The organism is Hymenobacter psoromatis (assembly GCF_020012125.1).
In the GTDB taxonomy this organism is placed as follows: domain Bacteria; phylum Bacteroidota; class Bacteroidia; order Cytophagales; family Hymenobacteraceae; genus Hymenobacter; species Hymenobacter psoromatis.
The window spans coordinates 3,371,191-3,384,122 of the sequence record NZ_JAIFAG010000001.1 but is presented as its reverse complement, the minus strand read 5'-3'; the positions used below and the strand labels follow the sequence as shown (position 1 = coordinate 3,384,122).

Here is a 12,932-nt window from a genome sequence, read left to right as displayed (position 1 = left end):
TTTAGCCTCCTACCCCCCTTGAACCACGGTATTTGCGGCCTGAGCGCCGTACCCGTCCGCGCCGAGCCGACCGACCGCGCCGAGCTGGTCACCGAATTGCTATTTGGCGAGTGCTACACGGTGCTGCAAACCCAGGGCAGCTGGCTACGCATGGAGGCCGCCGCCGACAATTACCTGGGCTGGATAGATGCCAAGCAGCATCAGCCGGTGAGCCCCAGTTACTTCGCCGCCTGGCGCGCCCAGGACCACCCGCGGGTGCTCGACGTGGTGCAGGTCGTGTCCAGCGCCGAGCGCCGCCAGCCCATCACCCTAGGCTGCCGCCTACCCTTCTTCGACGGCATGACGCTGCAGTTGGGCGATGATAACCCACTGTTTTTCAACGGTACGGCTACCAACCTGGCGCAGTGCAGCCTGCCCGAGCGCCAGTTGGTGGTGCTGCGCAAGATGGGCCAGCAATTTCTAAAGGCACCCTACGTGTGGGGGGGTAAGAATATTTTTGGGGTGGACTGCTCGGGTCTGACGCAGACGTTGTTTGGCCTGGTCGGGATGCAGCTGCCGCGCGATGCGCGCCAGCAAATCGCGCTCGGCGAGCCCGTGGATTTTGTGACCCAGGCCCAGCCCGGCGACTTGGCTTTTTTCGACAATGCCGACGGGGCCATCGTGCACGTGGGCCTTGTGCTGGACGATGGCTTTATCCTGCACGCCTCGGGCGAGGTGCGCCTCGACCCGCTCGACCACCACGGTATTTTTGACCGCGAGCGCCAGAAATACAGCCACAAGCTTCGCCTAATCAAGCGGCTGCTGTAGCGCGAAGTTTCTGCTTTGCGCGCGAGCGTAGAAAGCAGGCGGCACCGGGCGGCGCGAACGACCATGCTCGCGACGCTCGCGCACGAAGTGGAAACTTCGCGCTACTTACCACGCAATAGGCGGCTCGCTGTGCTTCTCCAGCCAGGCGTTGGCCTGGCTAAAAGGCTTGGAGCCGAAGAAGCCGCGGTCGGCGGAATAGGGCGAAGGGTGTGCGGCCTTCAGAATCAAGTGCTTGCTGGCGTCAATCAGCTCCGATTTCTTTTGCGCGTAGGCTCCCCAGAGAATAAAAACCACGTGCGGCCGGCCCGCCGACACCCGCTGAATGACGGCATCCGTAAATTCTTCCCAGCCTTTCTTCTGGTGCGAGCCGGGCGTGGCGGCCCGCACGGTGAGCGTAGCGTTGAGCAATAAAACGCCCTGCTGGGCCCAGCGGTCGAGGTTGCCGTTGGGGGGTAGGGGCGTGCCGGGAATATCGTCCAGCAATTCTTTGAAAATATTTTGTAGAGAAGGTGGCGTGCGTACGCCCTCGTTCACCGAAAAAGCCAAGCCGTGGGCCTGGTTTTTGCCGTGGTAGGGGTCCTGTCCCAAAATCACCACTTTTACTTCCTCAAACGGACAGGCGTCGAAGGCATGAAAAATCTGCGAGCCCAGGGGGTACACGGTGGTGGTGGCGTACTCGCCGCGCACCCAGGCCGTAAGCTTCTGGAAATAGGGTTTTTCAAATTCGGCGGCGAGCACCGGCTGCCAGCTTTCAGCGATTTTAACCATAAGAAAAAAAGTGAAAAAGGCTAAAAGTTAAGACGAGGAATAAACATTTTAGCCAAGCGTTGCTGCTCTCAAACCAAACTTTTACGGATACTGTTGCCCCCGCAACGTAAATTCGCGGGCTATCCTATGCCAACTACTACTACGCAAGGCGTAACCGTCACGGTTACGACCAGTTACCTGCCCGATTATTCCAGCCCTGCCCAGGAGCACTTCGTATTTGCTTATCGTATCGATATTCGAAATGATAGCGAATTTACAATTAAACTCCTGCGTCGACATTGGTACATTTCCGACGCCAGCACTGGCGTGCGCGAGGTGGAAGGCGAGGGCGTGGTGGGCCGCCAGCCCGTGCTGGAGCCCGGCGAGGCGCACCAGTACGTGAGCGGCTGCAATCTCAAGTCGGGGGTAGGCAAGATGCGCGGCACGTACCTCATGGAGCGCCAGGCCAACGGCGAGCAATTCCGGGTTAATATCCCCGAATTCACGCTCATCGTACCGTTTCGGATGAACTGACGAAGCTGTCTGTCCTTGCGAGCCTGCGCAGCAATCGCACCTAAACGACACCCGAACAACTCGTTTCGATGCGATTGCTGCGCAGGCTCGCAAGGACAGACGACCTAGACCCTTGCATCAATTACTAGCTTACTTCCGCCACCAGTTGTTGCGGGCGGGCACGGCCCACGGATTGCACTCACCGTTTGTGTTTGGGCTTTATACTACTGTCATTCGTCACACGGGGGAATTCAGCGCCTACCCCCGCGTGGAGCAGCGCCGCCAGGCGCTGCTGGCCAGCGACCAAGTGCTGGAAGTCACCGACTTTGGGGCGGGCTCGCAGGTGGCCGGGGCGGGCGGACGGCGGCGGGCCGTGCGCGCCATTGCGCGCCACGCGGCTAAGGCACCGCGCCTGGCGCAGCTACTATTTCGGCTCGTCAATCACTTTCAGCCGGCTAACATCCTGGAGCTGGGTACCTCGCTGGGCCTCACCACCGCCTACCTGGCGCTGGCCGACTCGCGGAGCCAGGTGCTCACCTTTGAGGGCTGCCCCAACACGGCCACCGTGGCCCGCGAAACCTTCGCCGAACTAGGCATCCAGAACGTGCGCCTCATTGAAGGCAACCTCGACCAGACGCTACCCGCTACCCTGGCCTCACTACCCGCCCCGCTCGATTTCGCGTTCTTTGATGGCAACCACCGCTACGAGCCTACCCTGCGCTACTTCGAGCAGTGCTTGGCTAATGCGCACGAAGGCAGCGTGTTCGTGCTGGATGATATTCACTGGTCGGCCGAGATGGAGCGGGCCTGGGCGGCCATAAAAGCCCACCCGGCCGTGACCGTGACCGTGGATTTATTCTACGTCGGGCTGGTTTTTTTTAGAAAGCAGCCAAAGCAGGATTTCTGGCTGCGGTACTGAGCAATTATGGGAGAAGTGCCGCGCTAGCTGCACGGCAGGCGCGCCTGTTATGGCTCACGCATCCAACCCGTTAAGCGCCACGTCGCCGGCGGGCCGCACGGCTTCGCGCAAGCGGGTGAGGCGCTGCAAGAGGCCTTCGAGCTGGTCGAGGGGTAGCATATTGGCCCCGTCGGAGAGGGCGGTGGCGGGCGTGGGGTGAGTTTCGATGAACAGGCCGTCGGCCCCCACGGCGATGGCGGCCTTAGCGATGGTTTCGATGAGAGCGGGCTGGCCGCCCGTGACGCCGCTGGCCTGGTTGGGCTGCTGCAAGGAGTGCGTTACGTCCATGACCACCGGCACGCCAAACTGGCGCATGGCGGGCAGGTTGCGGAAGTCCACCACCAATTCGCCGTAGCCGAACGAGTTGCCGCGCTCAGTAAGGATAACGTGTTCATTGCCTGCGCTCTGTACTTTTTCCATTGCCCAGCGCATGGCCTCGCCGCTCAAAAACTGACCTTTCTTGATATTGACCACTTTGCCAGTTTTGGCGGCGGCTACTAGCAGCTCGGTCTGCCGGCAGAGGAAGGCCGGAATTTGCAGCACGTCCACAAATTCGGCGGCCAGGGCGGCTTCCGTTGACTCGTGAATGTCGGTGACGGTAGGCACCCCGATTTCGCGCCCCACTTTTTGCAGAATGCGCAGCGCCGTTTCGTCGCCGATGCCCGTGAACGAGTCGGCCCGCGAACGATTGGCCTTGCGGTACGAACCCTTGAAAATATAGGGAATCTGGAGCTTATCGGTCATGTGCTTGATGCGCTCGGCGATGCGCAGGGCCATGTCTTCGCCCTCAATGACGCAGGGCCCGGCCATCAGAAAAAACTGGCCGGAGTTGGTATTGCGGAAGTGGGGTAGGGCGCGGGCGAGGGAGGTAAGCATCAGTGAATGGGCGAATGGCTGAATGAGTAAATGACTGACTGTTATTGCCAGCAGCGCGAAGCAATGACGAGCGTTTTATTGCTTTTGCAGGCAAATAAACAGCTCACGGCCGGCCCGCGCGGGTAGGGAGTTATGCGCCGTATCAAAGTAGACAAACTCAAAATACGGCTCAAAATACGTCCGGTACTCGGCGCGGGTACCGCCGAAGGGCGGCTCGGTGGCCCCGGCAAACTCGGTATCGAAGAGCAGGCCGACCAGCTTGCCGCCGGGGCGCAGCAGCGCGGCGCACTGCCGGGCGTAGGCGGGCCGCAGGCCGGGGGCGAGGGCGCAGAAGAACGTCTGCTCAATGAGCAGGTCAAACGGCGGGGCAGGGGGTAGGGCAAAAAAATTGACCAGCCAAAGGTTTTCCGGGGGAAAATCGGGCACGCGGGTGGCCAGTGCGGCCAGCGGCTCGGGAGCTAGGTCGGCTACTACCACGTGGCGGAAGCCTAGGCGGTGCAGGTACTCGGCCTCGTAGGCGCGGCCGGCCCCCGGAATCAGGATGCGCGGCTGCTGACTGACAAGCAGTTGGTCGAAGTAGGTGCGCAGGGGCGGGGTAGGGCGGCCGGCATCCCAGCCGGCGCGGCCGGGGGTGGCGTAGCGAGCCTGCCAATAGGCCGCATCGAAGGGCGGAAAAACCGTTTGCACAAGAGTAAAGTATAACGCGGACCGAGGTTGGTAACAAAAAACCCCTATTTTTACCCGCGGCAAAGGTAGGCAAGAGCCTGACCGGCCGCATTTTTTGCCTATTTTTTCGCCATCTTTCATCCACCAGCCCCCCCTTTTTATGGAGCCCAAACAGGAATATCCCGAACCCCGCCAGAACAACAGCCGCGTCCTTTTATGGGTAGCGCTCGTGCTCGTGCTGCTTGGTATTAATGGGGTTCTATTCTATCTGAACTCACAGAAGAAGACTGAAAATGAGCAGCTTACTACTGAAGTGCAAGCCAAGGATAGCAAGCTGCAAGCCCAGATAAAGGAATACGAAGACCTGAAAGCCAGCTACGAGCGCCAGAGCCAGGACCTGCAAAAGCTGGGTATGAGCAACGATTCGCTCAACTCGCGCATTGCGGGCATCAATGCCGACTTGCTCAAGCTGCGCGCATTCAAAGCGGGGTCGTTTTCGGTGGCCCAGCAGCGCCTGTTCAAGCAGCGGGCGCAGAACCTGGAAGGCCAGCTGCGCAAAAAGGATGAGGAAATTGCCGAGCTGAAGAAGTCGAACGAGAACCTCTACACCGAAACTACGACCCTCAAGGAGCGGCAAAACAAGCTGACTGACACCATCAGCACCATCGCCAAAACCAACCGCGACCTGAGCGATAAGGTAGGTGTAGCTTCTCGCATTCAGGCCAATAACATCCACGTAAGCGTGCTCAACAAGCGCGATAAGGAGAAAGACGACGACAAGGAGGAGTTCAAGGCCCGTAAGGTGGACCGCGTGAAGGTGGCCTTCGGCCTGGCCCGCAACGACGTGACGCCCAAGGATACGAAGACCGTCTATATGCGCATTCTGGAGCCCGACGGCGCGGCCCTCTACAATCTGAGCACGGGTGGCGGCACGTTCACCGTGGATGGCCAGGAAGCGTTCTACACCATGAAGCAGGACGTAGTATTTGATAACACCAAGCAAGCCCTCAACTTTGTGTACGCCAAAGGCGGCGACTACAAAACCGGCCAGTACACGGTAGAGCTGTACGAAGGCGGAGCCCTGATGGGCAAAAGCAATTTCACGCTGAAGTAAAGCGTGTTAGCCGCTTAACGTAAGTAGAACGTCATGCTGAACGAAGGGAAGCATCTTAGTCGCATCATTGAATGAAGCGGCCAAGATATTTCCCCTCGTTCAGCATGACGTTCTTTTTTAATCATCTTGTTTTTTGGTGCGCCTACCCCCTCCCTTTATGCCTACTCAAGCATTGCTGAGCTGGAGCGGCGGCAAAGACTCGGCGCTGGCCTTGCACTACGCCCGGCGCGACCCGCGCTTCTGCGTGGCGCACCTGCTCACGAGCGTGAATGCCCATTACGGGCGCGTGTCGATGCACGGCGTGCGGGTGGCGCTGCTCGAAGCGCAGGCGGCGCGCATTGGTCTACCCCTCACGCAGATACGCCTGCCCGAAGCGCTCTCGATGGCGGAGTACGACGCGGCGCAGCAGGCCACGTTCGCGGGCCTGCGGGCGCAAGGCGTGGCGACGGCTTTTTACGGCGATATTTTTCTGGAAGACCTGCGGGCCTACCGCGAACAGCAGTTGGTGCGGGCGGGGCTGCGCGGCGAGTTCCCGCTGTGGCAGCGGCCGGGCGCGGAGCTGCTGCGCGAGTTGCTGGACCTGGGCTTTCGGGCCATCATCGTGTGCGTGAACGAGCGCTGGCTCGACGCCAGCTTTTGCGGGCGGCTGCTCGATGCTGATTTTCTGCGCGACCTGCCGCCCGGCGTGGACCCCTGCGGCGAAAACGGCGAGTACCACAGCTTTGTGTTTGACGCGCCGTATTTCAGCGCGCCCATTCCGTTTGAGAAGGGTGAGCTGGTGCGCCGCCCCTACCCCACGCCCGCCGGTAGCCCATTGGCCGGGGCCGCTTTCTGGTACCAGGACCTGCTGTCAATAGAGTAGGACAAGCGGAAGCCTACCCTACACGTTTGCCGGCAAGCTAAAGCTTGCCGCTTGGTGCCGACTTTTGCCGCCTACCCCTTTGCCGTTCCTTCGCTTGCTTGCTAAAAAATACTTGTGGCTGCTGTTGCTGGCGGCCCCGCTGCTGGCTCCGGCGCAGCGCCGCCCGGCTGGTCGGCCGGCACTGCGCCGGGCGGCCCCTACCCCCCGTAAAACTGCCAATGTGGGCCAGTCGCCCGCCTTTTTACGCTACTTGCACTCAAGCTGGGTGGATAGCCTGATGCGCGTGCTCACGCCCCGGCAGCGGGTAGCGCAGCTGTTTATGGTAGCCGCGTATTCCAACAAGCCCGCCATTTACCAAGACTCGATTTCGGCGCTTATCCGCGATTACGGCATTGGAGGAATGATATTTTTCCAGGGCGGGCCGGTGCGGCAGGCGCGGCTGCTGAACCGCTTTCAGGGCGAAAGCCGGGTGCCGCTGCTGGTGGCGATGGACGGCGAGTGGGGTGCGGGCATGCGCCTCGACAGCGTGCCGCGCTTTCCGTTTCAGATGAGCCTGGGCGCGGTACCGCGGGCCGATTCGGGGCTGATTTACGACATGGGCCGCGAGGTGGCGCGGCAGTTTCGGCGGCTGGGCATGCAGGTCAATTTTGCGCCGGTGGTGGACGTGAATAACAACCCTGCCAACCCGGTTATCGGCTTCCGCTCGTGGGGCGAAAACCCGGCCGAAGTAGCGCGCCTGAGCCGCCTCTACATGCGCGGGATGCAGGACGCGGGCATTCTGGCCGTAGCCAAGCACTTTCCCGGCCACGGCGACGTGTCGGCCGATTCGCACCTGGCCCTGCCGCTGGTGAGCGCCAGCCGCGCTCGGCTCGACTCGCTGGAGCTGCCGCCCTTTAAAAACATGATTGCCAATGGCATCGGGGGCATGATGGTGGCGCACCTCGACGTGCCCGCCCTGGACACGGCGCGCGGGCCGAGCACGCTGTCTAAAACTATTGTGACGGGCTTATTGCGTCAGCAGCTGGGTTTTCGGGGGGTAGTGTTCACTGATGCCATGAACATGAAGGGCGTGATTGCCAAAACGCCCACCGGCGAGGCCGAGGTGCGCGCCTTGCTGGCCGGCAATGACGTGCTGGAATTCAGCAAGAACGTGCCCGTGGCCCTGGCCGCCGTGCTGGCCGCCGTGGACAGCGGCCGCATCGCGCAGGCGCGCATTGACGCGAGCTGCCGCCGCGTGCTGGCCCTCAAGCAGTGGGCTGGCTTGCGGGAGTATCAGCCCATAAAAGAGCACAATTTAATTGCCGACCTCGACCCGCCGCACGCCCGCTACCTCAGCCACCGGCTGATGGCGCACAGCCTCACGCTGCTGCGCAACCAGGGAAATATTCTGCCCTTGCAGCGCCTCGATACCTTGCGGCTGGCCACGCTAGTGCTGGGCGGCGAGCCGGCCGATACCACTGATTTTCAGCGCGCCGTGGCCGACTACGACGCGCAGGCCGGCCACTTTCACCTGCCCACCGCGCCTACCCTCGACGAGCTGATGGATATCCGCGCCCGGCTCTTTGGCTACGACGTGGTGCTGGTGGTGCTGCAAAACCTGGGCCGCCTGCCGGCCACCAATTTCAATATCTCGCCCGAAGCCAACCTGCTGCTGCGCGAGCTGACCAAGCCCGGCCAGCGGGTGATTCTCAGCATCTTCGGCTCGGCCTACGCGGCGGCCAAGGTGCGCGACCTTGACCGGACCAGCGCCGTAGTGATGGCCTACCAGGACAGCCCCGACGCGCAGACGCTGGCGGCGCAGCTCATTTTTGGAGGGGTAGGGGCCGTTGGGAAGTTACCGGTGTCGGTGGCGAATGAGCTGCCCGCCGGCTTTGGCCTGATGACCCAGCCCGGCCTGCGCCTGGCCTACGCCCACCCCGAGGACGCGAATATGGATAACCGCCTGGAGGCGCGGGTAGATAGTATTATGGCCCAGGCGCTGGCCGCCCGCGCCACGCCGGGCGGGCAGGTCCTCATCGCCCGGCGGGGGGTAGTAGTGTTGCGCAAAAGCTACGGCGTGCAGGCTTTCACTTCATCTCCTAGTGCCCTTTCTCTTCGGGAGAAGGGGCTAGAGGTTGGTATTCTGAACGGGCGCGCCGTTCAGAATACCAACCTCTACGACCTTGCTTCGCTCACGAAGGTGCTGGCAGCCACGCCTGCCCTGCTCAGGCTGCAAGCACAAGGCAAATTCAGCCCCGACAGCACGCTGGGCCAGTTGTTTCCATTTTTGAGAAAAACCAACAAGGCGGGCCTGCCGATGCGTGCCGTGCTGGCGCACCAAGCCGGCCTGCCCGCCGGGCTGCCGTTCTGGAAAGCCTTTGCCAAGCCCGATAGCAGCCTGCGGCGCGCCTGGTTTCGGGCCGATTCGTCGGCGCGGTTTCCGCTGCCGGTGGCGCGGGGGCTGTGGGGTAGCCGCCGGCTGCCCGGTTGCCTCTACCGGCAAATCGGGGCCGCGCCGCTGCTCGCTCAGCCCGGCTACGTGGATTCTGACTTGTCGTTTTACCTCTATCCCGAATTGGTGCTTCGGCGCACGGGGCAATCATTCGCGCGGTTTTTGGAGCAGGAGGTGTACCGGCCGCTGGGCTCGGGGCTGCGCTTCCGGCCGCTGCACACCGCTTCGGCGGGCCGCATTGCGCCCACCGAGTACGACTCGCTGCTTCGGCGGCAGCTGCTGCGCGGCTACGTAGATGACGAGGGCGCGGCGCTGCTGGGCGGCGTGTCGGGCCACGCGGGCTTGTTTGGCTCCAGCAACGATGTGGCGCAACTGGCCCAAACCTACGCCTGGGGCGGGCGCTACGGCGGCCAACAGCTGTTTGATAAAAATATTCTGGCCGACTGGGTGCGCCCGCAGCTGCCCGGCAACCCCCGTGGGCTGGCCCTCGACCGTGCCCGTCCGGGGGCGGAAAACACCGCGCCCGGCGCGTCGGCCGGCAGCTTTGGGCACTCGGGCTTCACGGGTACATACTTCTGGGTAGACCCCGAAAAGGAGCTGGTCGTGGTGGTGCTGACCAACCGCGTGAACCCCTCGTGGCGCAACCAAAAGTTAAGTGAGCTGCGCGTGCGAACCCAGATTCAGCAGGCGGCGCTGGAGGCACTGCGGTAGGGTAGGGGATTTCGCGGAAATCACTACGTGTGGCAACCCGCTCAACGCCTACCCCCACCCTTGCTCGGCCACCAGCCAGCGCATGGCTTCGGCCTCGGTGATGCACTGATTCATGCGAAAAGACTCGTGGTGAGCGTAGGCGGTTGGCTCGGGCACGAGGCCATCCTGCTGAAATTCCTGGCGCAGGCCGGGAGCCATAAAGTAGACCAGGCGCACGGGCGCACCCAGCTCGCGCACGGCCTGAGTGTAGTACGTATCGAGCAGCCAGGCCAGGGTAGCGGGCGCGCTGCGGCCCCGCCGCCGGATGTCGAGCAGCCAGTAGCGAGCCTCAAAGTGGTGGGCGGCGGCCAGCAGGTCGGCGTAGTCGCGCAGGGCTTCGGCCTCCGTTACGGGCCGGAGCCAGCGGCCCACCAGCACCCGAAAATCGGGTTGGTAGCTGATTTCGAGGTGTTCGGAAGCAGTATAGAGTTGGGGCATGAGAACCGTAGTCTTAGTCAACCACGCGGGTACTTTTTAGCTGGCCTAACGAATGGCGCGCGCGAAGTGTTCGGGCGGCGGCAAAAGAGGCGCGGGGGTAGGGCGATGCGCCCGCCCGCTGCTATCTTCCGGCTCCCATCCAATTTTCTGCCCTACCCCCGCTCATGCTCGGACTTATGATGCAAACGCCCCTGCGCATCGCGGGGCTCATCGAACACGCTGCCAAGTGGCACGGTACCACCGAAATTGTGTCGCGCCTGCCCGAAGGTGGCCCGCTGCACCGCTACACCTACGCCGCCGCCCACCAGCGCGCCAAGCAGCTAGCCAACGCGCTGACTAAGTTGGGAATAACGAATGGCGACCGGGTGGGCACCCTGGCCTGGAATACCCACCGGCACTTTGAGCTGTACTACGGCATCTCGGGCCTCGGGGCGGTGTGCCACACCATCAACCCGCGGCTGTTTCTGGAGCAACTGGTATATATTATCAACCACGCGCAGGACCGGCTGCTGTTCTTCGACCTCACCTTCCTACCCCTCGTTGAGAAGCTGGCCCCGCACTGCCCCACGGTGGAGCAGTGGGTGCTTATGGCCGGCTCCGAGCACTTGCCCGCCGGCTTGGCCCTACCCGGCCTGGCCAGCTACGAAAGCCTGCTGGCCGCCGAAAGCGCTGATTTTGACTGGCCTACGTTCGATGAAAACACGGCCTCGTCGCTCTGCTACACCTCCGGTACCACCGACGAGCCCAAGGGCGTACTCTACTCGCACCGCTCCACGTTGCTGCACAGCTACGCCGCCTCGCTGCCCGACTGCTTCAACTGCGGCGCGCGCGATGTGATTCTGCCCGTCGTGCCCATGTTTCACGTCAATGCCTGGGGCGTGCCCTACCTGGCCCCGCTCAACGGCTGCAAGCTGGTGCTGCCCGGCCCCGCCCTGGATGCGGCCAGCCTCTACGAATTGTTTGAGAGCGAAGGCGTTACGTTCTCGGCCGGCGTGCCCACTATCTGGTTTGGCCTGCTAAACTATATGCGCGAAGGCCAACGCAAATTTTCCACCTTGCGCAAGATGATAGTAGGCGGCGCCTCGTGCCCGCCGGCCTTGCTGCGGGCGTTCGATGAGGAGCTGGGGGTAGAGATTCGCCACGCCTGGGGCATGAGCGAAACCTCGCCGCTCGGAACCATCAGTACTCTCAAAGCCAGTCAGCTGACTTTGCCCGAGGAGGCGCAGTTCTTCCTGAAAATCAAGCAGGGCCGGGTTATTTTCGGCATTGATATGGAAATCGTGGATGGGGCCGGCCAGCCCTTGCCCCACGACGGCGTGGCTTTTGGCGACCTATTGGTGCGCGGGCCATTTGTGGCGAGCGACTACTTTGGCGCGGTGCCCGGCCAGCTCACGGCCGACGGCTGGTTTCGGACCGGCGACGTGGCGACCATTGACAGCGAGGGCTTTATGAACATTACCGACCGCTCGAAGGACGTGATAAAATCGGGCGGCGAGTGGATTTCGAGCATCGACCTCGAAAACCTGGCCATCGCCCACCCCGGCATCGCCGAGGCCGCCGTTATCGGGGTGCCGCACCCCAAGTGGAGCGAGCGCCCGCTGCTCATCGCCGTGCGCAAGCCCGGCCCCGAGGTGACGGCCGCCGAGCTGCTGGCCTTTCTGGACGGTAAAATCGCCCCCTGGTGGCGGCCCGACGCCGTAGAGTTTGTGGATTCCCTACCCCACACGGCTACCGGCAAGCTGCTCAAGACGCAATTGCGCAAGGATTTTGCGGGGTATGAGCTGAAGTAGGTGTGAGTCGCGTCTCCTTACTAAAATTTTATGTAAACTCGTCTGTCATTGCGAGCAACGCGAAGCAATGACAGACGAGTTTGTGGATACTTCACCTCTTTCCATGAAAAAAGTCCTGCTGGCCCTGCTGGCATTCGCCGGTCCCGCGCTCACGGCTACGGCGCAAGCCCCCGCCCCGCCCCCCGACCGCGATGGCACCACCCGCTACGCCGCCGCCAACCGCGCCCTACCCCCCCCGCAGCCCGCAAGGCCCCGCGTGGTGCTGCTGGGCAACTCCATCACCGATATTTGGCCGGGGGCCGACCCGACGTTTTTCGCGGGTAAAACCTACGAGTACGTGGGTCGCGGCATCGGGGGCCAAACCACGCCGCAAATGCTGGTGCGCTTCCGGCAGGATGTGCTGGACCTGCACCCGGCCGTGGTCGCTATCCTGGGCGGCATCAACGACATCGCCCAGAATACCGGCCCCTACGAGCCCGATGCTACGCTCAACAATATCAAGTCGATGACCGAGCTGGCGCAGGTGCACGGCATCCGGGTTATCCTGTGCTCGGTGCTGCCAGCCTATAACTTCCCCTGGCGGCCGGGCCTGGAGCCCGCCCCCAAAGTGCTGGCCCTCAATCAGCAGCTCAAAGCCTACGCCGCCCAGCAGCACGCCACCTACCTCGACTACCACTCCGCGATGGCCGACAGCCGCCAGGGCCTACCCCCCAACCTGGCCAAAGACGAGGTGCACCCCACCCTGGCCGGCTACCGCATGATGGAGCCGCTGCTGGCAAAGGCGGTGGCCGAGGCGCTGAAGTAATGGCGCGGGGAAACCTCACCCCTGGCCCCTCTCCAAAAAGAGGGGGAGCCTAACGGTTCTAAATGGCGCATAACCGGTGTCTCCCCTTTTTGGAGAGGGCGCCGGGGGTGAGGTTTTTCCGCGCCGCCTACCCCCATAAAAAAGCCCCGCTGGCACGCGCCAGCGGGGCTCTGCA

12 protein-coding genes are annotated in these 12,932 nt (G+C 62.5%); 8 read left to right on the top strand and 4 right to left on the bottom strand.

The genetic code is table 11. From position 1 onward, the window contains the following. Nucleotides 1-18: 18 nt before the first annotated feature. Complete coding sequence (locus LC531_RS14660; protein WP_223651485.1) at nt 19-807, top strand: C40 family peptidase; 789 nt, start codon at nt 19-21, stop codon at nt 805-807. A 105-nt stretch (nt 808-912) separates the two neighbouring features. On the opposite strand, the gene LC531_RS14655 is transcribed toward LC531_RS14660, so the two are convergent. Then, nucleotides 913-1,575: a uracil-DNA glycosylase gene (locus LC531_RS14655; RefSeq protein WP_223651483.1), complete on the bottom strand. Its 663-nt coding sequence runs from the start codon at nt 1,573-1,575 to the stop codon at nt 913-915. A gap of 126 nt (nt 1,576-1,701) precedes the next feature. Here LC531_RS14655 and apaG point away from each other — a divergent pair, with 126 nt between their 5' ends. Together apaG and LC531_RS14645 are read left to right on the top strand one after the other, a co-directional pair. Beyond that, complete coding sequence (apaG, locus tag LC531_RS14650; RefSeq protein ID WP_223651481.1) at nt 1,702-2,088, top strand: Co2+/Mg2+ efflux protein ApaG; 387 nt, start codon at nt 1,702-1,704, stop codon at nt 2,086-2,088. 112 nt (nt 2,089-2,200) lie between these two features. Further along, nucleotides 2,201-2,986 (top strand): O-methyltransferase, encoded by a 786-nt coding sequence (locus LC531_RS14645; RefSeq protein ID WP_223651479.1) that lies wholly within the window; start codon nt 2,201-2,203, stop codon nt 2,984-2,986. Nucleotides 2,987-3,040: 54 nt separating this feature from the next. Here the strand turns inward: LC531_RS14645 and kdsA are convergent, their stop codons facing one another. Beyond that, on the bottom strand, nt 3,041-3,901 hold the full coding sequence (gene kdsA / locus LC531_RS14640; protein WP_223651477.1) for a 3-deoxy-8-phosphooctulonate synthase: 861 nt from the start codon (nt 3,899-3,901) through the stop codon (nt 3,041-3,043). Between the two features lie 75 nt (nt 3,902-3,976). Then, nucleotides 3,977-4,588, bottom strand: coding sequence for a methyltransferase domain-containing protein (locus LC531_RS14635; RefSeq protein WP_223651474.1), 612 nt, complete (start codon nt 4,586-4,588; stop codon nt 3,977-3,979). Between the two features lie 139 nt (nt 4,589-4,727). On the opposite strand from LC531_RS14635, the gene LC531_RS14630 reads away from it, so the two are divergent. From LC531_RS14630 to LC531_RS14620, 3 genes are all read left to right on the top strand, one after another. Next, complete coding sequence (locus tag LC531_RS14630) at nt 4,728-5,681, top strand: hypothetical protein (protein ID WP_223651472.1); 954 nt, start codon at nt 4,728-4,730, stop codon at nt 5,679-5,681. A 157-nt stretch (nt 5,682-5,838) separates the two neighbouring features. Then, nucleotides 5,839-6,543, top strand: coding sequence for an adenine nucleotide alpha hydrolase (locus tag LC531_RS14625; RefSeq protein ID WP_223651470.1), 705 nt, complete (start codon nt 5,839-5,841; stop codon nt 6,541-6,543). A gap of 94 nt (nt 6,544-6,637) precedes the next feature. Then, entirely contained in the window at nt 6,638-9,685 is a 3,048-nt protein-coding gene (locus LC531_RS14620; protein ID WP_223651467.1) for a glycoside hydrolase family 3 N-terminal domain-containing protein, read from the top strand. A 48-nt stretch (nt 9,686-9,733) separates the two neighbouring features. On the opposite strand, the gene LC531_RS14615 is transcribed toward LC531_RS14620, so the two are convergent. Then, nucleotides 9,734-10,162: a hypothetical protein gene (locus LC531_RS14615; RefSeq protein ID WP_223651459.1), complete on the bottom strand. Its 429-nt coding sequence runs from the start codon at nt 10,160-10,162 to the stop codon at nt 9,734-9,736. A gap of 164 nt (nt 10,163-10,326) precedes the next feature. On the opposite strand from LC531_RS14615, the gene LC531_RS14610 reads away from it, so the two are divergent. Together LC531_RS14610 and LC531_RS14605 are read left to right on the top strand one after the other, a co-directional pair. Further along, a complete protein-coding gene (locus tag LC531_RS14610; RefSeq protein ID WP_223651457.1) occupies nt 10,327-11,952 on the top strand; it encodes a 3-(methylthio)propionyl-CoA ligase in 1,626 nt (541 codons plus the stop codon). Nucleotides 11,953-12,055: 103 nt separating this feature from the next. Next, nucleotides 12,056-12,757: a GDSL-type esterase/lipase family protein gene (locus LC531_RS14605; protein WP_223651455.1), complete on the top strand. Its 702-nt coding sequence runs from the start codon at nt 12,056-12,058 to the stop codon at nt 12,755-12,757. Nucleotides 12,758-12,932: the final 175 nt, after the last annotated feature.